Source organism: Deferribacterota bacterium (assembly GCA_034189185.1).
GTDB lineage: Bacteria > Chrysiogenota > Deferribacteres > Deferribacterales > UBA228 > UBA228.
This window is the reverse complement of the sequence record JAXHVM010000017.1, coordinates 1-21,467: the sequence shown is the minus strand read 5'-3', so window position 1 is coordinate 21,467 and position 21,467 is coordinate 1. Positions and strand designations below refer to the sequence as shown.

The following is a 21,467-nucleotide window of genomic DNA, read 5'->3' as shown; positions in this document are numbered from 1 at the left end:
TGATAAAACATTATTAATGACATATAATTCTCATAGGGATATGGTTGATTATTTCATAGGTGCCATACAGGGGGTTGGTAAAATATATAATGAAAGATTATTAGTAAATATTACAAGTAACAATCAAGCCGAGATAAGATTTCAATAGGAGGTAATCATTTATGGAGCAAAAAAATGCAATAACTATGAAAGGGCAACCATTAACGTTAGTTGGAGCCGAACTTAAGGTTGGTGATAAAGCACCTGATTTTACCGTCGTTGATAATAACCTAAAAGAGAAAAGCTTAGATGATTTTAGGGGTAAGATAAAATTATTTTCTACAACTCCCTCACTTGACACACCGGTATGTGATGCTCAGGTTAAAAGATTCAATGAGGAGGCTACTAAACTACACAATAATATACAAATAATAAATATAAGTATGGATTTACCTTTTGCTATGGCAAGATTTTGTCAGAGTAATAACATAGATAGAGTTCTAACACTTTCTGATCATAGAGAGGCCTCCTTTGGTCTCAATTATGGTGTTTTAATAAAAGAATTAAGACTATTAGCTAGGGCAATATTTATTGTTGATAGTAATGATATTATAAAATATATTGAGATTGTAAAAGAAGCTACAAATCATCCAGATTATGATAGAGCCATAAATTCTTTAAAAGAAATTTCTTAATACATTTTTAATTTTAAAAAGAAAGCCTTAGTTGCTTAAAAAATCAACTAAGGCTTTTAAGGCTTTTACTTCTAAATTGGCAATTAATGGGGTTGGTTTAACTTACTGATTATACTTATTTTTTGGCATATTATTATTCATCTGTTGTTTATTATATCCCTTCTTTTGCTGCATCTGTTGTTTATCTTTTCTCATTTGATTATTATTTTTCATATTCTTCATCCCGGGACAGGGTTTGTTATTTTGCATTTTTGAGTTACCCTTTTGTTTTAAGCCTTTTTTTGAAGGATTTCTAAAGTTTTTTTGATCTTTGTTGTTTATTTGATTATTTTTTTCACCTCTTAAATTTTGTTGTAGTTGAGCGTAGTTTAAATCGTTATCAATGTTGTTAAAAGAAACTGATGTGCTTAGCCCTATAACAAAAAAATATGAAATTGTTAAAGCTATAATTGTAAATAGAAATCTTTTCATTTTTACACCTCCTTTTTTATTATTTAGATTGTTGGATTAACATTTTAGTTCACTATTTTTTTATATATAATATTAATATGTCTGAAATGTTTATTAATTTAATCCTATCATTGCTCTTAGGTATAATAATAGGTCTTGAAAGAGGCGTTAGAACTCAAAAGAATATAGGTGAAATAGTTGGCATAAGGACTTTTGGTTTTATTGCTCTATTTGGGGCTTTATCTGGTTATGTAGGTATTTACTTTCACTATTCTTTTACTGTGGTTTCGCTTTTCTGCTTATCAATCTTTTTAACAACCTTATATATTATGGAAGTAAAAATTGAGAGGGGAGTTGGGGCAACTACTGTAGTTGTAGCATTCATTACTTTTATCATAGGGGTTTTAATTGCCTTAGATTTTAGGGTTATATCCATAGCTTTAACTGTTATAGTAGCATTTTTATTAAGCCTAAAACCTAAATTACATGGCTTTATTGAAAGGATAGAGGATGTGGAGCTTTATGCAATGTTAAAATTCCTTCTTATAACTGTTTGTGTGCTGCCTTTTTTGCCAAATAAGAATTATGGGCCTTGGGAAGCTTTTAACCCGTTTCAAATATGGTTTTTTGTTGTACTTATTGCAGGTTTATCCTTTATTGGGTATGTATTTATAAAATTTCTTGGTCCTAAAAAAGGAATCTTAATTACAAGTGTTTTTGGTGGGTTAGCCTCATCTACTGCACTAACAATTAGTATGTCAAAAATTAGTAAAAATTATTCTAATCCACAAATAGTTTTTTCTGGCATATTAATTGCTTGGAGCATAATGTTTTTGAGAGTATTAGCTATTTCTGTAATAATAAATGATAAATTATTTAATTACTTAATTTTTCCTGTTATATTTATGTTTTTACTATTTATTGTACTAGCAACACTTTTTTGGCTAATCTTTTCAAATAATAAAAAATTAATATATCAAAATTTAGATAAAGATTACAAGCAGATTTTTGACAATCCTTTGCAATTAAGTACTGCTTTCAAATTTGGATTATTATTACTTATAATAATATATTTAACACATGTTTTTAAGTTTTATTTTGAGGATGCTGGGATATATATTATTTCATTAATCTCTGGTATAATAGACGTCGATGCAATAGCTATTTCTGTATCAGATTTGTCAAGGAAAAATATTGATTTAATAACTGCTAGCAAAGCTATAGTACTGGCCTCTTTTATGAATACTATTTTTAAAGGTATGTTTGTATTATTTACGGCTTCAAAAAAGCTTAATAAGTATACATTATATGTACTGGCAATAATTATAGTAGCAGGAATAATTTATTTTTTCTGTTGCTAAAAATATTTATAAATAATGCTACCATTTTTAATTGTGTAGATAACAGTGCCTTTTAATTTTTTGTTATAGAAGGGTGTATTGATAGATTTTGATTTATTTATTTTATCATCAAATATATATTCCATGTTAGGATCAATAACAATTATATCTGCAGTATAGTTTTTTGATATATAACCTTTATTTATACCTAATATTTTTGCTGGATTATAACATAAAACTCTAGCTACATCTTCATAGGCTAACTTGTTTTCTTCAATCTGCTTTATCAATATTGGTAAGGCTGTTTGAAGCCCTGTCATACCAAATTCTGCACTTTCAAATTCAATATATTTTTCATCCAGATGATGGGGTGCATGATCAGTAGCTATCACATCAATAGTTCCGTCTCTTAATCCATCTATTAATGAGTCTATGTCTTGTTTTCTTTTTAATGGTGGCTTAACTTTATAGTTTGTATCATAGCCTTTCAATGATTCTTCTGTAAAATATATATGATGAGGTGTTGCTTCAGCAGTTATGTTAATCCCCTGTTTTTTTGCCCACCTAACAAGTTCTACAGATCTTTTTGTGCTTAGATGGCATATGTGAAGATGTGATTTTGTCAAATCTGCTAATACTATATCTCTAAAGATCATGCTCTCTTCAGCTTCTTTTGGTATACCCTTTAAACCTGTTAACGTAGAAATCTTGCCTTCATTTATTTGGCCATTCTCTGAAAGATTGTGATCTTCTGCATGTATTGCAATAAAGGAATTAAAAGTTTTTGCATATTCCATAGCCCTTCTTGAGACCTCGGCGTTCATTATACAACTACCATCATCAGAGAACGCAACGGCACCTTCCAATAGTAAAATTCCCATTTCCACAAGTTGTTTACCCTTTCTTCCAACAGTAACAGAACCATAGGGCAATATATCTATTAGGTTTAAGTTTTTAGATTTTTCAATTATATATCTGATAACAGTTTTGTTATCAGCAGGCGGCTCTGTATTAGCCATGCTAAGGCATGTTGTAAAACCACCTGCTAAAGCTGCTAAACTAGCACTTTCTATGTCTTCTTTATACTCATAACCTGGATCTCTAAGATGTGTATGCATATCAATAAAAGCAGGCATTACAATATTGTTTTTACAATCTAATATTCTATGTGATTCAATATTATCTGATAGTGTATCAGGGATAATATCTACTATAATCTCATCTTTTATGAGTATGTTGCCAAACACCCTCTTGTCATAATTTATAATATTGCAATTTTTTAATATAAGATCTATCATTTGGCTTTACCAAGATTTAATAAATAAAGGATAGCCATTCTTACGGCAATACCATTTTCTACTTGATTTAAGATTGTAGAATGCTTACCATCGGCAATACTGCTTGATAGTTCAACGCCCCTATTTATTGGCCCTGGATGCATAACAATTACCTCTCTTTTAAGAAATTCTTTATTAAATTCGTTTAAACCAAAAAAAAGGGAATACTCCCTTAATGAGGGTATTAAAATTTTTGACTGTCTCTCAAGTTGTATTCTAAGCATTATAATAACCTCAGCATCCAGCAGTGCATCTTTTATACTACTGGCAATTTTGCAATTGAAATCCTCCATAAATGGCGGAATTACGGTTTGAGGTCCAAATAAGGTTATATTGCAACCTAATTTCTGCATTGCCCATATATTAGATCTAGCTACTCTGCTATGTGTTATATCACCAATTATTGAGACATTTAAACCATCAAAAGACTTCTTACTTTCTTTAATAGTGAATAAATCTAATAAAGCTTGTGTGGGATGCTCATTAATTCCATCTCCGGCATTTATAACGTGTGAATTGATGTTGTTAGCAATAAATTCTGGTGCACCAGAATATTTATGTCTTATAACGAAAAAATCCGTTTTCATTCTCTCAATATTACGGATTGTATCAAGTAAAGTTTCACCCTTTGTTGTACTACTAATTGTTGAAGTAAAATTTATTGTATCAGCTGATAGTCTTTTTGCTGCAATTTCAAAGGAGGTTCTTGTTCTTGTAGAGGGCTCAAAGAAAGCATTTACTACTGTTTTACCTTTCAGTGTTGGTACTTTTTTTATCTTTCTGTCATTTATTTCCTTCATATATTTAGATAGTTCTAAAATATATAGTATTTCATCCTTACTCAGTTGTTTTAAGCTTAATAAATCTTTGTGTCTAAATTCCATAAATATTATCTTTTTGATAGTGTAACAGAATCTATACTATCAATCTCTTCCAATTTAACATTTATTATGTCATTTATATCAGTTTTAAAAAATTTACCTGTAAAATCCGGTTGTATGGGAAGCTCTCTATGGTTTTTATCAACTATAACTGCTAAATATATTTTTTTTGGTCTACCTAAGTCAATAATAGCATCTAATGCTGATCTAACTGTTCTTCCTGTAAATATAACATCATCAACAAGTATAATTTTTCTGCCATCAACATCAAAATCTATTTCTGTTTGATGCATAACTGGTAGTTTAGTTAATTCTGTAAAATCATCTCTGTATAGTGTGATATCAATATAGCCAGTATCTAACTCAATGTTAAAATCTCTTTTTGTTATATTCTTTATTCTATCAGCAAGTATTGCCCCTCTTGTTTTAATACCGATAACCGCGACACTATCTATATTATTCTCTTTATTTATAGTATTAATCACATATTTTACTATTTTTTCAATTATATTATTTAATTCATACTTATTTAAAAGCTCAACTTCACTCATTGTATACATTATATATAAAACTATTGATAAAGAAAATAGATTTTTTATTTTAATTACATTTAATGAAATTAATAAAAAATAGGTTAAAATTTATATTATTTATTATTATATTTTGCAGTTCATGCATTAATAATGTTATGTTGAAAAATAGTAATGAGGCTGAATACAGTTTCTCAAATGGTAGGCTACTATCTAAATTAAATTTTAATAAGAATAATATTATAAAGGTTTTTATTTCAGTTATTGAAAGTGAAGGTGGTATTATAGAATCAGCAAGTTTAGTTGATGGTAAAGTATATGCAAAAAATAACAGTGATATAATATATCTTAGCGTTGAGAAGATAAACAATAATAAATCAAGGCTAATATTATTAGTTAGAAAAGAGCTCGAAGTCATATCTAATACTAATAAAGAGCTGAAATACTATAAAAAACTGATAAATAAGTTAAATTAAATGTTTAAAATAAGAGAAGCACAAATAACAGATGCTTTGAGTATCCAAAAACTTGTAAATATTTATGCAGCAAAGGGAAAGATGCTTCCTTTAAGCCTTAATGATGTATATGAAAGGATTCTAGAATTTGTGGTTTGTGAGATTAAAGATGAAATTATTGGTTGTTGCGCTCTACATCCAACTTGGGAGGATCTTGCTGAAATAAGATCTTTAGCAGTTGATAATAGATATCAAGGGCAAGATATTGGCCAAAAGATGGTGAAGTTAAATATTGAAAAGGCAGAGAATTTAGGTTTTAAAAGGGTTTTTGCATTAACATATAAACCAAATTTTTTCAAAAAACTTGGTTTTTACGAGATAGATAAAGGCGATTTACCTAAAAAAATATGGACAGATTGCCTCAAATGTATAAAATTTCCTAATTGCGATGAAATTGCATTAATCTATATTATAAATAAATAAGGTGTGTTTATGATTGATGAAATATTAGTTCATTATGAAGAATTACATAATAAATTTAAACAATTGAATGAGGTTTTTAATGAAAAGCATATAACTGAACGTGTAAAACATATTGATAAAATGATTTTAGAAGATCCACATTTTTATAATAAAGAAGAGTCAAAACAGTTTTTAAAAGAACAGATGAAGCTCAAAAAATTATTAGAACAGTGGAGTAGATTAAAAGAATTATATGAGGATGTTGGGGTATTAATAGAACTATTAGAGGAAGGTAATAATGACGTTGAAAAAGAATTAATAAAAACTAATAAAATATTGTCAACCTTTTTAAAAGATTTTGAAATAAAAATGATTCTAAATAATGAGAATGATGAAAGTGATGCAATTGTAACAATCCATTCTGGGGCAGGGGGTACCGAAGCAAACGATTGGGCTAGCATGCTATCTAGAATGTATATAAGGTGGGTAGAGAATAAGGGCTATAAATATAAGGTATTAGATTTGGTTGAGGGGGATAAAGTCGGCATAAAATCAATTACTTTTAATGTTTATGGGCCATATTCATATGGATATTTAAAAAGTGAAAGTGGTGTTCATAGGTTGGTTAGATTATCACCCTTTGATACAAACAACAAGAGACACACTTCTTTTGCATCTGTATTTGTACTGCCAGATATAGAAGATACAGTTGAGATTGATATAAATGAAAGTGACCTAAAAATTGAAACCTTTAGGTCCTCTGGCGCAGGTGGCCAGCATGTAAATAAAACAGATTCTGCAGTAAGAATCACGCATGAGCCAACAGGTATTGTAGTATCTTGTCAAAATGAAAGAAGTCAATATCAAAACAAAGCCAATGCTTTAAAGATACTAAAAGCAAAATTGTATGAATTAGAATTAGAGAAGAAAAAACGTGAAAAAGATAAGATAGAAGAGTCTAAAGATGATATAGGCTGGGGCAATCAAATTCGTACATATGTGCTACACCCCTATAAAATGGTTAAAGATTTAAGGACAAAGGTGGAAAGTCCTAATCCAGAGGATGTGTTAGATGGTAATATTGATGCATTTATAATTAGTTATTTACAACATGAAGCAAAGAGAAGCAATAGCTAATATAAATATTAAAAGATATACAAATCCTAATTATATTGAAATAAATCTAGAGAATTATAAAAAAAATATAGAACTATCAAAGAAAAAATCAGGAAGTGATATAATCTTAATTGTCAAAAGTGATGCTTACGGTCATGGGCTTAAAAGCTTATCTGAGTATACATATAAAGAATGCGGTATAAGACATTTTGGAGTGGCAACACTTGATGAAGCTATAAGTATTAGAAATATTTTAAAAGATGCTGTTATTTTTGTATTAGGTTATACTGATCCGTTATATTTAGAGGATGCCATAAGTAATAATATTATATTAAATGTATTTGATTATAATATTGCCAATTTATATAATAATTATTTAACTAAAATTAGAAAAAATATAAATATTATATTAAAAATAGAAACGGGGATGAATAGACTTGGATTCGACCCTAATTTAAATATTCATAATTTTATAGATAAATATAAAAGACTTAGAATTGTTCATATTATGAGCCATTTAGCATCAGCTGATTCAAGTATTGAATATAGTAATATGCAGATCTCTAAGTTTAAAGATGTAGTAAAAAATTTTAAATTTAATACATCCCTTTTTAATTCTGCTGGTATATGTAATCTTGGTAACAATCAATTTTCCTTTACTAGACCAGGTATAATGACCTATGGTTATGTGGAATCAAATAATAATATACCTTTAAAAAGGGTATTAAGCCTCTATTCAAAAGTAATACATGTAAAGAATGTAAAAGCAGGTGAAATGATTAGCTATAATGGCACATATACAGCTAAAAAAAATATCAAAATAGGAATCTTGCCTATTGGTTATGGTGATGGATTAAAAAGAGCATTGTCAAACAAGGGATATGTTTTTATAGGTGGAAAAAAGTGTGATATAATAGGAAGAATTTGTATGAATTTAGCTGTGGTAGATGTAACAAATATTCCTGATAACCTATTAAATGAACCTGTTGAGATAATAGGAGATAATATAGATGCTAATTCTATGGCAAAACTTTGCGATACAATTCCCTATGAGATATTAACTAGTTTCTCTAAGAGTATAAAAAAAATTTATAAAAGGTGAATTATGATTGAGATAAAAGTATATGCAAACCTAAGGAAGGAATTTGGAATAGATAAAGGCTTTACATTAAAATATGATAATAAAGGCAAAAGCTTAACAGTAAAAGAGCTGTTAGATAAGTATAACGTATCCCCTGATAAAATAGCCATTATTTTAATTAATGGCAAAAATGCTAATTTACAATCACTGACTAATGATGGTGATAGAGTTGCTTTTTTTTCACCAGTTGCAGGCGGTTAATGCTATTCATAATGCTTGATTTATATTCAAGAATAGTGTATTTATAATCATATGTATATTATTACATTTCCCTTTTCAGTATTAGGTAGAGCAAGTATAACATTTGTTCATGAATTAGGGGCGATGTTTCTCTTTTCGCTAAATGGTGTATATAATATTTTTATATATCCTTTCCAAATAAAAAAAATACTGCAACAAGTCTATTTTGTAGGAGTAAAATCTTTTCTAGTTATCGTTTTAATTGGCTTGTTTACTGGAATGGTAATGGCATTACAGGGATATGCTGTCTTATCAAAAGTCGGTACTGAAGGTTTGCTCGGAGCGGGCGTTGCCCTTGCTTTGATAAAAGAACTAGGTCCTGTTTTGGGTTCTATTATGATTGTTGGCAGAGCTGGTTCTTCTATGGCTGCAGAGATTGGTATTATGAGAATTACAGAACAGATCGATGCACTCTTTACAATGGATATAAATCCAATTAAATATATATTTAGCCCTCGTATTGTGGCCTCACTTATAGCCTTTCCTCTGCTTATCGCACTATTTGATGTTGTTGGTATTTTGGGAGGTTATCTTACAGGGGTAATATTATTAGGGGTTGATCCTGGTGCATTTGTATCAAAAATGCTCACATGGGTGACTATGGATGATGTGATGGAGAGTTTTTATAAGGCCTTTCTTTTTGGGATGCTCGTTGTTGTAATCTGTTGCTATCAGGGATTTTTTGTTCATAAGAGAAAAGAGGTTTTTGGCGCAAGGGGTGTGAGCTTTGCAACAACATCAGCTGTTGTTATATCATGTGTTGTTATTTTAGCTGCTGACTATGTTATTACTTCGTTTTTGATGTAATTATGAGTGAAACAATAATTGAACTAAAGCAGGTTTCTAAGAAATTTGATGATAAGGTAGTATTAGATAGGGTAAACTTAAAAGTAAACATAAATGAGATAACAACTATAATTGGTAAATCAGGTGTTGGAAAAAGTGTTACACTTAAACTTATTATGGGGCTATTAGAGCCTGATTCAGGGGAAATACTCTTTAATGGTAAGGCCCTTGATAAAATGTCAAAAAAGGAGCGAAAAAACTGGAGAGAGAGCATTAGTTTTATGTTCCAGAATAATGCCCTTTTTGATTCACTCACAGTATATGAAAATATAGTTATGCCTATTCAAGAAAAAAGGAGATTGCCAGAAAAAGAGATAAAGAAAAGAGCCAACAATGTCATTGAGGCATTGGAGTTAAAAGATTCAATGTTTAAATATCCCTCACAACTATCGGGAGGTATGCAAAAAAGAGTTGCCCTTGCTAGGGCATTAATTGTTATACCTAAGGTTGTTTTATTTGATGAGCCTACTACAGGGCTAGATCCAATGAGAAAAAATAATGTTTTGTCAATGATATCCCATAATCAAAGAAATTTTAATTTTACTGGTATTCTAGTTAGTCATGATGTACCAGATATATTTTATGTATCAAATAAAATTGCAATCATAGAAGAGAGTAGTTTTCAATTTATTGGAACACCTTTAGAGCTTGTTAATAAACCGATAGAAACCACAAGAATGTTTGTAGAGAGTTTAGATTATTTGAAGGATGATATTTTAAATATATTACCCATCAATAGTTTATTAGAAAAGCTCTTAAAGACAACAATTTATGAGAAGGCACTGTCAATTTACATAAAAGATATAAATAAATTAGAAAAATTAAGTGAGCTTGAAGTGTTTTATATTTTTAGAGATTTATTTGATTATATTAGATCGATTATAAGAGATACTAAAAGTAGGTTATATAAAATTGCAAAAGATATTTACTTATTTTATCCTATTAAGAATTTAGAAGAAAAAACTAAAGCTGATGTAATAAACTATAATATAGAGCCTATAAGAAAAATGAAGGAATGTGGTAGTGACGTTGATATTAATTTATTCAGCTTAGAGAATATAGATAAAAAAACAATAAAAGAAAGTATTATAAAAAACATTAGGGGTATTGCTAGTGAATAATAGGTATAAACTGGAGGTATTAGTTGGCATTTTTGTCTTAATAGGTTTGCTTGCAGTCGGTTATTTAACACTTAGGCTTGGGCAGGTTAAGGTTCTAGGTGGTAATTATTATGATATTAAGGCTAGATTTAGTGATGTAGGTGGTTTAAAAATTGGAAATGAGGTTCAGGTTTCAGGGGTAGTTGTAGGGCGTGTTGAAGATATAAAATTAAATCCCAATGATTATTCAGTGATTATTACAATGAACATTTTAAAAAATATTAAATTATCCGATGATACAATGGCACTTATTAAAACAAATGGATTAATAGGTGACAGGTATATAAGTTTATTACCTGGAGGTAGCCCTATAACCTTACAAGGTGGAGATATTATAGTAGATACGCAACCACCCGTTGATATCGAGGAGTTAATAAGTAAATACGTTTTTGGAGATGTTAGTAAAAATAATAATAAAGAATAGTTCAGGAGGTTTCTATGAGAAAACTATGTATAATTTTTTGTATTATTCTATTTTCATATAACTTAATCTATGCGGGAGAACCAAAAGAAATAATTAGTTCCTATTCTGATAAAGTTATAAAGTTATTTAATAGTATAGATACTGCTAAACCAAGAAAAGAGTGGGAAGAAGAATTGCGAACAAAGCTCATAGATTTAGCCCACGAGGTTATAGATTTTAATATAATGGCAAGAATGGCTTTAGGGCCAAACTGGAGGAAACTAGATATGGATCAACAAGAAAAGTTTGTGGATCTTTTTGTTGATATGCTTGAAAACACCTATTTTGATAATATTGTAGATAATATGGATGAAATAAAAGACTATACTAGTGATAATATAAGAATCTTAGAAGAGGTTAAACTTAGTGATATAAAAGCTGAAGTAAAAACTCATATTATTTACGATAACAAAAAGATTCCCGTTAATTATAGAATGGTTAAGATAGGTAACGAGTGGAAATGCTATGATGCATATATTGAAGGTATAGGTTTGGTTCAGAACTATCGCAGTCAATTTAGAGATTTGTTAAATAGAATGACAACCAAAGAATTGTTAGCCTATTTAGAAGAAAAGGTTAGGAAGGGAGAGGGATTAAAAGAAATAGAGGTGGAATAATGAGAAAAATTGTCAAAAAACTCTCAAAAATATCTCTTTTTATGGTTGTATTTGTATTATTTTCAAACAATATCCTCTTTGCTCAATATGACAACAATAGCTATTATAGCGAATCTCTTTTAGAAGAATTAGACGAAGAATATACTGATGAGGATGTAATTGCCGATCCACTTGAGCCATTTAATAGGGCTATGTTCTACTTTAATGATAAATTATACTTTTACTTATTAAAACCTGTTGCCCAGGGTTATAGTTTTGTTGTTCCAGAGCCTATTAGAGAACATATAGATAAAGCCTTTTATAATGCCAGAACACCCATTAGGTTTGTAAACGATATCCTGCAGCTTAAATTTGACTACGCAGGCAGAGAATTGGGCAGGTTTGTTGTCAACTCAACTGTTGGTTTGCTTGGCTTATTTGAACCTGCCGATAAAATATCTTTTCTAGAAGAACCCCCACCAAAAGATACAGATCTTACATTTGGCAGTTGGGGGATTGGCCATGGTGTTTATATTGTTTGGCCGCTATTAGGGCCTAATACTATAAGGTCAACGGTAGGATTAGTTGGTGATTCTTTTCTATATCCAATTAACTATATTGATCCTTGGTGGGTGCCATTAACTATTAATTCTACTGAACACTTAAATAGAATGTCTTTAAAAATTGGTGAATACGAGGATTTAAAGGAACAATCATTAGATCCTTACACAGCGCTTAAGCAGGGCTACATTGACTACAGGGAAGAACAGCTAAAAAAATAATGCCACTAAAGGCTGAAATAATAATAAACCCATTAAGTGGCAATTATAGAAAAAATAAAATTGATAAATTAATAAAATTAATAAAAACTAAGTTTAATGATACAGCTATATCATATACTAACTACGCTAAGCATGCTGAATTAATTGCTAGGAATTCCAAGGCGGATATTCTTTTTGTTGCTGGCGGTGATGGTTTGCTTAATGAGGTTATTAATGGCATTAATAATAAAGAATGCATTGTTGTGCCGCTTGCATGTGGGACATCTAATATTTTTTGTCGCGAGTATAATATACCATTAAACCCACTTAATGCTTTAAAAAAACTTGATACAGAAAATCTTTCTAGGCTAAATATAGGAAAAGTAAATGAAAGGCTATTCTGCAAGGTCATAGGCTTTGGCTATGATGCTAGGGTAGTTAACAATCTTAATTATTATCTAAGAAGGTTGAATAGTAAATTTGCACATATGGTGTCAGGGGTAGATGTTCTATTAAAAGATAAATTTAAACCCTTTCATGTATATATTAAGGGGAATAAAGTTAATGCCTATACTTCAATTATTTCTATAGGTAAAAAGTATGCAGGCAATTATAACCTTGTAAAACATGTTTTCTATAATGGTTTTACAATATGTGTTATTAATAACTCAAAAAGAAAAGCAATCTTGAAAAATTTTCTTTCTATTTTATTTAAAAGAGGTGTGCTTTGTGATGTATACTTATATGATTCTCTTCAAGTTGTGGGAATAGATTATTGCCAGTTAGATGGAGAATATTTTGGCCTTACTAACAATAGATGTGAGGTAACGCTTTTGGAGTCAAATTTCTTTCTCGCAAACTTTTCAGATAACAATTAAAATATCATATTTTAATTCACATGTTTTTCTTTTGGTTAAAATTATTCTTTTATAGCAAATTTAAGCTTATTATTTATATATTAATAATTTTATAAATTGCAATATACTATAATTTAAACAATATTAATTAATCAAAATAGGGTGGTAAATGCAGGTGTTATCAAAAAACATATTTGAGCAAATAAATATTAGTAATTTAAAGGAAGAAATAATTGAAAACATCGTGAATTCAGATAATATAAGAATTGAAAGAATAATATCTTTTGGCCATAAATCGCCAAATGGATTCTGGTATGACCAAGATGAGAATGAATTTGTTATTGTTTTAGAAGGTGAGGCTACCTTAGAATTTGATAGAAATACATTAGTTTCATTGAAAAAAGGTGATTATATAATTATTGAAAAACATAAGAAACATAGGGTAATAAGCACAGCAAAGGATATTTTAACAATATGGCTAGCCATTTTCTATAAATAATAAGCTTAGTAAAATATAATGAAATTTATTATTTTTTTATTTTTTATAGCATATTTTTTTATAAATTTTTATGTATATTTTTGTATTAATAGGGCTTTATCATTAAATCTATTTTATAAAATTATACTCATAATTATAATATGCATAATGGTTTTTGGTGTCTATTTTATTAATAGACATTATTTAATAAGTGAAAATATAATCAAACCCTTTGCATTAATTTGTTATTCCTATTTAGGTTTTATTTTTCTATTATTCTCTTTTCTGGTTTTTTATGATTTAATCTCTCTTATATTTAACTTTTTTAATTTAAACTTACCTTATAATAAAGCATTTATATCTATTCTATTATTCACTATTGTGATTTTTATTTATGGTTATCTTGAGGCAGGTAATATTGTTATAAAAAAAGTATATATCAATTCTAGTAAAATAAATAAGGAAGTAAAAATTGCTTATTTATCTGACATACATTTAGGGATAACAACGCTAGAAGGAAGAGTTCGAAAGCTAATTAGACAATTAAAAAATATTAATCCTGATATAATTATTTTAGGTGGAGATTTTATTGACGGGCAACATGATAATATAGATAAATATGTCAACCTCTTTAGAGATTTAAATATAAGATATGGCAAATATGCCGTATTAGGAAATCATGAATATTATGCAGGAAGGTTATATTCTGAAGGTATAATAAAAAGTGCAGGTTTTGTTCTTTTAAATAATGAGAGTGCTATTATAAAGGATTTAAATATATGTATTACTGGTATAGAAGACATTGTAAGTGACAAAGCTAAAGAATTAAATCTCTTAAAGAGCAGTTATAATAATAAATGTTTTAATATTTATTTGAAACATAAGCCTATTGTAAATTCCAAGGCCATTAATTATTTTGATTTACAACTTTCTGGACATACCCATAATGGACAAATCTTTCCCTTTGGATTACTTGAGAAATTACACTATAAATATATGTCAGGTCTATATAAATTAAAAAATAATACTTTCATCTATGTGTCAAAGGGTACTCTCACGTGGGGACCTCCTATAAGAGTTTTGGCCAAACCGGAAATATCATTGATTAATATCAATAAAAATTAAACTCACTTAAATATTTATAACTTTTTCTATTATTAAAATAATTATTTTTAATTATTTATTTAAAAGCAGGCATATTCCTATAAAAACTTGTATGTATTGATGTATAAACAATTTCTTAGAATTGTTCTATTAAAAAACTTCATATTTTAATAAGTTCTTCATCCAAATTTTTTCATTGCTACAATAAAAAATAATAGTTGTGGTACCTATATCTAGTGCTAAAATTTTTGACATTGTTTTTATAGTAACATATTGGGGTTATCCCTATCAAGGCGTGTAAAATCAAGCATCCACTTTGGATAAAGTCTTGGCAATGCACTTACCCTATCTAACCTAGCAACTTCTTCGGCTGATAAATTCCATTCCACTGTTTTCAAGTTATCCATTAGTTGTTCTGGTTTTGTGGCTCCAATAATTACAGAGCTAACAGAGGGCTTGTTTAAAAGATAGTTTAGTGAAACTTGAGCTGCACTTGCACCATGAATTTTGGCTATATGTTCTACTTCATCAAGAATAGCATAGGCAACTTCTTCGTCAAGTTGTAAAAAATTTTGTTCTTCTTTGCTACGACGGGCGTCTTTTGGTCCTTGAGAGCCACGTGGATATTTTCCTGTCAAAAAACCACCCGCTAAAGGTGACCACGGCGTTAATCCTAAGCCTTGATCTTCACACAGCGGTAATAATTCATATTCTACATCCCTTGCTACAAGTGAGTAATAAGCCTGTAAAGATATGAATTTTTCCCAGTGATGTTTCTCAGAAATTGACAGGGCTTTCATCAATTGCCAGGCAAAAAAGTTGGAACAACCAAGATAACGTATTTTTCCCTGGTGAACAAGATCATTGAGCGCAGAGAGTGTTTCTTCTAAAGGAGTCATAAAATCATAGCTATGAACAATATATAAGTCAATGAAATCAGTGCCAAGGCGTTTTAAGCTATTCTCACAACTTTGGATTATGTGACGACGGCTTAAGCCAACATCATTAATTTCATTACTCATACGACCGCGCACTTTTGTTGCTAATATGATGTTGTTACGTTTGCCTTTTAGCGCTTTGCCGAGTATTTCTTCTGACTGACCATATGAATAAACATCAGCAGTATCAAAAAAATTTATACCACCATCTAATGCAATATCTACGAGTCGTTTTGCCGATGCTTGATCAAGTCCACCAATCTTTTCCCAATATCCCTGGGCTCCAAAACTCATAGTGCCAAAACAAAGTTCAGAGACAAGTAATCCAGATTTACCTAATTGGCGATACTTCATAAAGTACTCCTTAATGATTTTTTGAATGCGTGTTTATATAAATAAGCCTATAATGATATATATCAATAAAAATATTTGTAAAAATATATTATTAATATATAGAAGATAAATTTATGTTATTTAGTAGCTTTTTTAATATTTTTCTTTTAAAAATATTAAAAGAATATAGTATAAGTTCTGATATAATGGATAAAAATTATGGATTATGTTTAGATGCTGGTGGCACCTCAATTAAAGCAGCAATTATTGATAATAGTGGGAATTTATATGATTCAACATTTAAATGTTTTAATATAAACACTAATGCTCCAAAAGAAGAAGTTATAAATACATTTATTAATATAATAAATTATTATAGTGCAATTATTAATGAGAATAATCTCAAAATAAAAGGTATAGGTATTGGTATATGTGGACCCTTTGATTATAAAAAAGGTATATGTTTAATCCCGCCTAAGCTACATAAGTATAAGCACTTGTATGGTATTAATCTCAAAGAGATATTAATCTCTAGATTAGGTATTGAGAATATAGTATTTGAAAATGATGCTTTTGCATTTTTGTGGGGTGAAACATGGAAAGGACAGGCAAGAAAATATAACAGAGTAATTGGGTTAACTTTGGGCACTGGTTTGGGTTCTGCATTTTATGTAAACGGTGAAATTGTGGTTAGCGGCAAAGGTGTTCCACCTGATGGGTGGGTAGGAGGCTTATCATATAAAGATGGTATTGTAGAAGATTATATAGCAAGAAGGTGGATTTTATCAAAATATAGGGAATTATCAAATAACAAGGACAAGGAAACAATAGATGTTGTTGATATTGCTAAACTTGCTTATGAAGGTGATAAAATAAATATAGCTATATTTAGTGAGATGGGGGAAAGGCTAGGAGAGGTCATTTCACCATTTGCAGAAGCTTTTCAGGCTGAATGTATTGTTTTTGGGGGCCAAATTTCAAATGCTTTACCTCTTTTTATAAAGCCATTTAGAGAGCAATTAAAAGAAATAGGTTCTATAAAGAATATTTATAAAACAGTAGATACAAGTAAGAGCGCACTATATGGAATGGCTCGATTAATATTTAGGTAAAATTTAAATAATATTGGGTACTTAAAAGTTATGCATAATAAAAAAAATTTTAAATATTTAATTTTACTTATATTTTTTGTTATATCTTGCGCAGATAAATCTTCTTTAATATATAACAGTAATCAATTAATAGATTATAAATTAAGAAGGCCTTCATTTTGGATTTCAAAAGTAGCAAAACCAGATAAAATTATAATGAATAAACAGAATATTAAAGAGTTTAACAGAGAGATAATAAATATGAATTTAGTAAAGGATTTGCTAGATTCAAAAATCTTCAATAAAAAAAATGTATATAATGAGATTAAAAGCATCGTTAAAAATATGAGTAAAAGGAGGCTATATTTTATAGATGGTAGGTTAATAAATAAGTATTTTTATAAAAATTTATTAAGCAATATAGATCTTGAAATATATAATGATATTAAATTTAACTTTGCTTTTATAACAAGGTTTTCTAATCAGAAATTATTGCCAACAGATAGGAAGTTTTTTAATAAAAGAAATGATTTTTATTTTGATAGAAATCAAAATAATGGGCTAGATATTGGAACACCTGTAGTTGTTGCACATACTACAAAGGATAAGAAATGGTGTTACGTTCTCTCAGAATATAGCAATGGATGGGTAAAAAGTAAAAATATCGTTAAAGCAAGTAGAAACGATATTGAGTTGTTAAATATAATGAAAAAGGGAGTAATAATATCTAATAAAGCTGATTTATTTGCTGATAGAAACCTAACTGATTATATTGCTACAGCAAGAATGGGGGATGCATTTATTTATGTGAAAGAGCTTGAAAATCTATATGAGATATTATTGCCTTACAAAGATAAATATAATAATCTACGTTATAAAAGGGCATATATCAACTCTATTGATATTAATAAAGGTTATCTTCCTCTTACACAAAGAAATATTATAAAACAGGCATTTAAATTAATAAACAATCCTTATGGCTGGGGAGATATGGGTTTTGAGCAAGATTGTTCTAAATTTATACAACAAATTTTTTTATCATTTGGAATAAAATTGCCTAGAAACTCATATGCACAATCTTTAGTTGGTAAAAATATTTACAATTTCAATAAAAATAATATTAACAACAAAAGAAAAATTATTGCAAAAGATGCAGTTCCAGGCTTGACAATTATGTATATGCCAGGGCATATAATGTTGTATACAGGAAAACACAATGGTGATTATTATGTCATCCATGCTATATATCAAACTGAGGTTAAAATAGAAGAGACATATAAAAAATTATTAATCAATAAAGTTGAGGTTACTCCTCTAAATTGGGGAAAGAATACCTTGTTTAATAGAATAGAAAAAATTAATTTAATTACTAAATAAGACTTATATTAGGAGACTTACATTGAAAAAGGCAATACTTGTTTTAGAAGATGGTGAATATTTTTTAGGAAACAGTTTTGGTTCCCAGAAGGATACAATAGGCGAGATAGTATTTAACACTTCTATCACAGGTTATCAGGAAATATTAACAGATCCATCCTATTATGGACAGATTGTTGTTTTGACTAATCCACATATTGGTAATTATGGAATAAATGATATTGATAGAGAATCAGATAGAATCTACCTATCTGGTTTTGTTGTAAAAGAATATTCAAAGATTTATTCAAATCATAGAGCTCTTAAATCACTTGATGAATATCTGAAAGAATATAATATATCAGCTATTGAAAATATTGATACAAGGAAATTAGTTAGGCATATTAGGGATAATGGCTCTATGAATGCTATTATATCTGCAAACAATTTTGATGTTGATTATCTAGTTAAAAAATGCAAAGAGTTTCGACATATTAAAGGTGTTGATTTGGTAAGTGAAATTATTGACGATAAATATGAACAGACTAATTATTTTAATAGTAAAAAGGATGGTAAATATAATATAGTATTAATCAATTTAGGGGCAAAATATAGCATAATCAGATATTTAGAGACAGAAAATTGCAATGTTATAAATGTCTCTCCAAAGATTAGTTATGAAAAAATTGTGTCTTTAAAACCTGATGCTGTGCTTTTCTCTAATGGACCAGGTGACCCTGAGCCAGTATGTTATGCAATAGATTTAGCTAGAAAATTAATGGGTAAATATCCCTTATTCGGCATATGTTTGGGGTGCCAAATATTAGCATTGGCTATAGGGTGTAAAACTTACAAATTAAAGTTTGGACATCACGGCGGGAATCATCCCGTTAAGGATCTAAATAAATCAAAAATATATATAACTGCTCAAAACCATTGTTTTGCAATAGATAAGGATAGCATTGGCAGTGATATTGAGATAACCCATCTAAATCTAAATGATAATACTATAGAGGGCATAAAACATAAAAGATTCCCCTTGTACGCTGTTCAGTTTCATCCAGAAGGTGGCCCTGGGCCACATGATTGCAATGCTATATTCAAAGAATTTATAGGGATGTTATAAAAAGTGATAAATAGGACAATTATTATAATATTTTCCTTTTTAATACTTCTAATTACATTTATTGCAGGGGTGCTCTTATACTATGAGAACTATCTATATAAAAATGTTCAAACATTAGAAGTTAATATTGAAAAGGGTGAACCTTACAGTGAAACCTATGAAAAGATATTTGAAAACGTTAAAACACCACCTTTCTTTGATATTTATTTAAGGATCTTTTTAGATTTTGATAAAAAGAGGAAGTATGGTTTTTATTACGCTGAAAATATAACAATAAAGGAATTTTTAAAAGATATAATGTCAGCAAAAGAATATTTAATTAAAATCGTTATAATTGAGGGTTTAAATATATATGATATAGCCTCACTTCTAGATGATAAAGGGATTGTAAGCAAAAAAAAATTTATAAATGAATGTTTTAATAAACCTTTTATTAAAAGTTTAACTAATCTAGATATTATTTCAATTGAAGGTTTCTTATATCCTGATACTTATTATTTTCCTAAAAGCAGTGGTGCAAAAAAGATTATAGAAAAAATGTATCATAATTTTATGAAAAATTTGCCACCAGGATTTCCTGAGAATATCAAAAAAAATGGTCTTACCTTTTATGAAGGTATAACTTTAGCTTCAATAATTCAGAAAGAAAGTTACATTGATGATGAATACCCAATAATTGCTTCAGTTTTTTATAACAGATTAAAAAGAAATATGAAACTTCAAGCAGATCCAACAGTGATTTATGGGATATATAGAAAATTTAATGGAAATCTTAAAAGAGTTGATTTAGAAGATAGGTCAAATAAATATAATACTTACATATATAAAGGCTTACCCCCTACACCAATTTGCAATCCCTCTAAAGAAGCTTTAAAAGCTGTTATTAACCCTGCTGATACCAACTATTACTATTTTGTTGCAAAAGGTGATGGTAGGCACTATTTCTCTAGAACCTATCAAGAGCATTTAAGCAAGATAAGACAATTATATAGATAAATTTATTTAATGGGTTTTATAAAGAAGAAGCGTTTAAATTTGCTAAATCCTAAGCGTTCATAAAATTTTACAGCTCTATTATTATCTATTTTACACAGTAATTGTATCCTTTTGTAATTTAGCTTTTTACAAAAATTCTCAACAAATTCCATAAGTTTTATGCCATAACCAAATGTTCGATAATCTTTTTCTATATATACATCTTCTATATAACATATATTTCCGCCTTCAATTGTTGATATTAGGGTTTGTAGGCTACACATGCCAATTATCTTCTTATCTAATTCTATTACAACTATAAAGCTGTTTTCACTATTTATAATATTTTTGTACGCCCATTCTATATTTTTTCTATCTCCTTCAAATTCCCCTTCAAAGGCTAATAGTTTTAAATGTAGCTCAACTATATTATCTAAATCACTAACAGTAGCTAATCTTATATTAATCGACATAGCTTACCTGATCTTTATCTTCTACGATAAACTCTACTTCATCATGATAGGATATTCTAACTTTTTTTAACAGTATTTTTTTATTATTTTTCAATTTTATATGTTTTTTAGTATATAATTTAATCTTTTTCTCACCTATATATAGATATCCATCTTTATATAAACCAATTAGCTTTGAACAAACCTCATTAATATTTGCATTAAAATCCGTATCTTTATTACACTTTAAATAATAATCACTAATCTTTTTTTCTTTGCCTTTATAGTTAATAACTGTTGCTGAA

General features: G+C 28.8%; 26 protein-coding genes. 19 read left to right on the top strand and 7 right to left on the bottom strand.

The genetic code is table 11. From position 1 onward, the window contains the following. The first annotated feature begins 161 nt into the window (after window positions 1–161). Window positions 162–674, top strand: a complete 513-nt coding sequence (tpx, locus tag SVN78_02385) for a thiol peroxidase (protein MDY6820452.1) — start codon at window positions 162–164, stop codon at window positions 672–674. A gap of 102 nt (window positions 675–776) precedes the next feature. Here tpx and SVN78_02380 read toward each other — a convergent pair whose 3' ends face one another. Then, a complete protein-coding gene (locus SVN78_02380) occupies window positions 777–1,145 on the bottom strand; it encodes a hypothetical protein (protein ID MDY6820451.1) in 369 nt (122 codons plus the stop codon). 77 nt (window positions 1,146–1,222) lie between these two features. Between SVN78_02380 and SVN78_02375 the strand changes: the two genes are divergently transcribed. Then, window positions 1,223–2,485 (top strand): MgtC/SapB family protein, encoded by a 1,263-nt coding sequence (locus SVN78_02375; protein MDY6820450.1) that lies wholly within the window; start codon window positions 1,223–1,225, stop codon window positions 2,483–2,485. Here the strand turns inward: SVN78_02375 and SVN78_02370 are convergent. The 3 genes from SVN78_02370 to pyrR are packed head-to-tail and all read right to left on the bottom strand — an operon-like array spanning window position 2,482 to window position 5,233. Then, the gene (locus tag SVN78_02370) at window positions 2,482–3,762 is read right to left on the bottom strand and encodes a dihydroorotase (protein ID MDY6820449.1); all 1,281 of its coding nucleotides are present in this window, start codon (window positions 3,760–3,762) and stop codon (window positions 2,482–2,484) included. The two genes, SVN78_02375 and SVN78_02370, sit on opposite strands and share 4 nt — an antisense overlap. Then, the gene (locus SVN78_02365; GenBank protein MDY6820448.1) at window positions 3,759–4,685 is read right to left on the bottom strand and encodes an aspartate carbamoyltransferase catalytic subunit; all 927 of its coding nucleotides are present in this window, start codon (window positions 4,683–4,685) and stop codon (window positions 3,759–3,761) included. Before SVN78_02365 ends, SVN78_02370 begins: the two co-directional genes overlap by 4 nt. Before the next feature lie 5 nt (window positions 4,686–4,690). Continuing rightward, window positions 4,691–5,233: a bifunctional pyr operon transcriptional regulator/uracil phosphoribosyltransferase PyrR gene (gene pyrR, locus SVN78_02360; protein MDY6820447.1), complete on the bottom strand. Its 543-nt coding sequence runs from the start codon at window positions 5,231–5,233 to the stop codon at window positions 4,691–4,693. Window positions 5,234–5,370: 137 nt separating this feature from the next. Here pyrR and SVN78_02355 point away from each other — a divergent pair, with 137 nt between their 5' ends. From SVN78_02355 to SVN78_02295, 13 genes are all read left to right on the top strand, one after another. Continuing rightward, window positions 5,371–5,688, top strand: coding sequence for a hypothetical protein (locus tag SVN78_02355; GenBank protein ID MDY6820446.1), 318 nt, complete (start codon window positions 5,371–5,373; stop codon window positions 5,686–5,688). After that, on the top strand, window positions 5,689–6,150 hold the full coding sequence (locus tag SVN78_02350) for an N-acetyltransferase (protein MDY6820445.1): 462 nt from the start codon (window positions 5,689–5,691) through the stop codon (window positions 6,148–6,150). A gap of 9 nt (window positions 6,151–6,159) precedes the next feature. Next, window positions 6,160–7,266, top strand: coding sequence for a peptide chain release factor 2 (gene prfB / locus SVN78_02345; protein ID MDY6820444.1), 1,107 nt, complete (start codon window positions 6,160–6,162; stop codon window positions 7,264–7,266). Then, window positions 7,241–8,347, top strand: a complete 1,107-nt coding sequence (alr, locus tag SVN78_02340) for an alanine racemase (GenBank protein ID MDY6820443.1) — start codon at window positions 7,241–7,243, stop codon at window positions 8,345–8,347. Before prfB ends, alr begins: the two co-directional genes overlap by 26 nt. A gap of 3 nt (window positions 8,348–8,350) precedes the next feature. After that, window positions 8,351–8,587 (top strand): MoaD/ThiS family protein, encoded by a 237-nt coding sequence (locus SVN78_02335; protein ID MDY6820442.1) that lies wholly within the window; start codon window positions 8,351–8,353, stop codon window positions 8,585–8,587. A 51-nt stretch (window positions 8,588–8,638) separates the two neighbouring features. Further along, a complete protein-coding gene (locus tag SVN78_02330) occupies window positions 8,639–9,433 on the top strand; it encodes an ABC transporter permease (protein MDY6820441.1) in 795 nt (264 codons plus the stop codon). Between the two features lie 2 nt (window positions 9,434–9,435). After that, window positions 9,436–10,593, top strand: coding sequence for an ATP-binding cassette domain-containing protein (locus tag SVN78_02325; GenBank protein ID MDY6820440.1), 1,158 nt, complete (start codon window positions 9,436–9,438; stop codon window positions 10,591–10,593). Continuing rightward, the gene (gene mlaD, locus SVN78_02320) at window positions 10,586–11,056 is read left to right on the top strand and encodes an outer membrane lipid asymmetry maintenance protein MlaD (GenBank protein MDY6820439.1); all 471 of its coding nucleotides are present in this window, start codon (window positions 10,586–10,588) and stop codon (window positions 11,054–11,056) included. The genes SVN78_02325 and mlaD overlap by 8 nt, the downstream gene beginning before the upstream one ends. A gap of 14 nt (window positions 11,057–11,070) precedes the next feature. Next, window positions 11,071–11,712: an ABC transporter substrate-binding protein gene (locus tag SVN78_02315; GenBank protein MDY6820438.1), complete on the top strand. Its 642-nt coding sequence runs from the start codon at window positions 11,071–11,073 to the stop codon at window positions 11,710–11,712. After that, window positions 11,712–12,473, top strand: a complete 762-nt coding sequence (locus SVN78_02310) for a VacJ family lipoprotein (protein ID MDY6820437.1) — start codon at window positions 11,712–11,714, stop codon at window positions 12,471–12,473. Before SVN78_02315 ends, SVN78_02310 begins: the two co-directional genes overlap by 1 nt. Beyond that, complete coding sequence (locus tag SVN78_02305; GenBank protein MDY6820436.1) at window positions 12,473–13,330, top strand: diacylglycerol kinase family protein; 858 nt, start codon at window positions 12,473–12,475, stop codon at window positions 13,328–13,330. The genes SVN78_02310 and SVN78_02305 overlap by 1 nt, the downstream gene beginning before the upstream one ends. A 148-nt stretch (window positions 13,331–13,478) precedes the next feature. Continuing rightward, window positions 13,479–13,808 carry a cupin domain-containing protein gene (locus tag SVN78_02300; protein ID MDY6820435.1) on the top strand — a complete coding sequence of 110 codons (330 nt, stop codon included), beginning with the start codon at window positions 13,479–13,481 and terminating at the stop codon, window positions 13,806–13,808. 360 nt (window positions 13,809–14,168) lie between these two features. Continuing rightward, window positions 14,169–14,912, top strand: a complete 744-nt coding sequence (locus SVN78_02295; protein ID MDY6820434.1) for a metallophosphoesterase — start codon at window positions 14,169–14,171, stop codon at window positions 14,910–14,912. A gap of 239 nt (window positions 14,913–15,151) precedes the next feature. Here SVN78_02295 and SVN78_02290 read toward each other — a convergent pair whose 3' ends face one another. Next, entirely contained in the window at window positions 15,152–16,183 is a 1,032-nt protein-coding gene (locus tag SVN78_02290; GenBank protein MDY6820433.1) for an aldo/keto reductase, read from the bottom strand. A gap of 113 nt (window positions 16,184–16,296) precedes the next feature. Between SVN78_02290 and SVN78_02285 the strand changes: the two genes are divergently transcribed. Genes SVN78_02285 through mltG form a run of 4 tightly spaced genes read left to right on the top strand, consistent with a single transcriptional unit; the run spans window position 16,297 to window position 20,731 of the window. Further along, the gene (locus SVN78_02285; GenBank protein ID MDY6820432.1) at window positions 16,297–17,274 is read left to right on the top strand and encodes an ROK family protein; all 978 of its coding nucleotides are present in this window, start codon (window positions 16,297–16,299) and stop codon (window positions 17,272–17,274) included. A 30-nt stretch (window positions 17,275–17,304) separates the two neighbouring features. Then, window positions 17,305–18,630 carry an SH3 domain-containing protein gene (locus SVN78_02280; protein MDY6820431.1) on the top strand — a complete coding sequence of 442 codons (1,326 nt, stop codon included), beginning with the start codon at window positions 17,305–17,307 and terminating at the stop codon, window positions 18,628–18,630. A gap of 22 nt (window positions 18,631–18,652) precedes the next feature. Beyond that, window positions 18,653–19,735, top strand: coding sequence for a glutamine-hydrolyzing carbamoyl-phosphate synthase small subunit (gene carA, locus SVN78_02275; protein ID MDY6820430.1), 1,083 nt, complete (start codon window positions 18,653–18,655; stop codon window positions 19,733–19,735). Window positions 19,736–19,738: 3 nt separating this feature from the next. Beyond that, on the top strand, window positions 19,739–20,731 hold the full coding sequence (gene mltG, locus SVN78_02270; protein ID MDY6820429.1) for an endolytic transglycosylase MltG: 993 nt from the start codon (window positions 19,739–19,741) through the stop codon (window positions 20,729–20,731). A gap of 2 nt (window positions 20,732–20,733) precedes the next feature. Here mltG and SVN78_02265 read toward each other — a convergent pair whose 3' ends face one another. Beyond that, window positions 20,734–21,183 carry a GNAT family N-acetyltransferase gene (locus SVN78_02265; GenBank protein ID MDY6820428.1) on the bottom strand — a complete coding sequence of 150 codons (450 nt, stop codon included), beginning with the start codon at window positions 21,181–21,183 and terminating at the stop codon, window positions 20,734–20,736. Further along, on the bottom strand, window positions 21,173–21,467 hold a 295-nt coding region (locus SVN78_02260), incomplete at its 5' end, for a hypothetical protein (protein ID MDY6820427.1). The genes SVN78_02260 and SVN78_02265, both read right to left, overlap by 11 nt.

What these genes read in the sequence shown, in the direction of transcription:
- tpx (MDY6820452.1), top strand. Translation starts at nt 162, where the DNA reads ATGGAGCAAAAAAATGCAATAACTATGAAAGGGCAACCATTAACGTTA.
- SVN78_02380 (MDY6820451.1), bottom strand. Translation starts at nt 1,145, where the DNA reads ATGAAAAGATTTCTATTTACAATTATAGCTTTAACAATTTCATATTTT.
- SVN78_02375 (MDY6820450.1), top strand. Translation starts at nt 1,223, where the DNA reads ATGTCTGAAATGTTTATTAATTTAATCCTATCATTGCTCTTAGGTATA.
- SVN78_02370 (MDY6820449.1), bottom strand. Translation starts at nt 3,762, where the DNA reads ATGATAGATCTTATATTAAAAAATTGCAATATTATAAATTATGACAAG.
- SVN78_02365 (MDY6820448.1), bottom strand. Translation starts at nt 4,685, where the DNA reads ATGGAATTTAGACACAAAGATTTATTAAGCTTAAAACAACTGAGTAAG.
- pyrR (MDY6820447.1), bottom strand. Translation starts at nt 5,233, where the DNA reads ATGAGTGAAGTTGAGCTTTTAAATAAGTATGAATTAAATAATATAATT.
- SVN78_02355 (MDY6820446.1), top strand. Translation starts at nt 5,371, where the DNA reads ATGTTGAAAAATAGTAATGAGGCTGAATACAGTTTCTCAAATGGTAGG.
- SVN78_02350 (MDY6820445.1), top strand. Translation starts at nt 5,689, where the DNA reads ATGTTTAAAATAAGAGAAGCACAAATAACAGATGCTTTGAGTATCCAA.
- prfB (MDY6820444.1), top strand. Translation starts at nt 6,160, where the DNA reads ATGATTGATGAAATATTAGTTCATTATGAAGAATTACATAATAAATTT.
- alr (MDY6820443.1), top strand. Translation starts at nt 7,241, where the DNA reads ATGAAGCAAAGAGAAGCAATAGCTAATATAAATATTAAAAGATATACA.
- SVN78_02335 (MDY6820442.1), top strand. Translation starts at nt 8,351, where the DNA reads ATGATTGAGATAAAAGTATATGCAAACCTAAGGAAGGAATTTGGAATA.
- SVN78_02330 (MDY6820441.1), top strand. Translation starts at nt 8,639, where the DNA reads ATGTATATTATTACATTTCCCTTTTCAGTATTAGGTAGAGCAAGTATA.
- SVN78_02325 (MDY6820440.1), top strand. Translation starts at nt 9,436, where the DNA reads ATGAGTGAAACAATAATTGAACTAAAGCAGGTTTCTAAGAAATTTGAT.
- SVN78_02315 (MDY6820438.1), top strand. Translation starts at nt 11,071, where the DNA reads ATGAGAAAACTATGTATAATTTTTTGTATTATTCTATTTTCATATAAC.
- SVN78_02310 (MDY6820437.1), top strand. Translation starts at nt 11,712, where the DNA reads ATGAGAAAAATTGTCAAAAAACTCTCAAAAATATCTCTTTTTATGGTT.
- SVN78_02305 (MDY6820436.1), top strand. Translation starts at nt 12,473, where the DNA reads ATGCCACTAAAGGCTGAAATAATAATAAACCCATTAAGTGGCAATTAT.
- SVN78_02300 (MDY6820435.1), top strand. Translation starts at nt 13,479, where the DNA reads ATGCAGGTGTTATCAAAAAACATATTTGAGCAAATAAATATTAGTAAT.
- SVN78_02290 (MDY6820433.1), bottom strand. Translation starts at nt 16,183, where the DNA reads ATGAAGTATCGCCAATTAGGTAAATCTGGATTACTTGTCTCTGAACTT.
- SVN78_02285 (MDY6820432.1), top strand. Translation starts at nt 16,297, where the DNA reads ATGTTATTTAGTAGCTTTTTTAATATTTTTCTTTTAAAAATATTAAAA.
- SVN78_02280 (MDY6820431.1), top strand. Translation starts at nt 17,305, where the DNA reads ATGCATAATAAAAAAAATTTTAAATATTTAATTTTACTTATATTTTTT.
- SVN78_02265 (MDY6820428.1), bottom strand. Translation starts at nt 21,183, where the DNA reads ATGTCGATTAATATAAGATTAGCTACTGTTAGTGATTTAGATAATATA.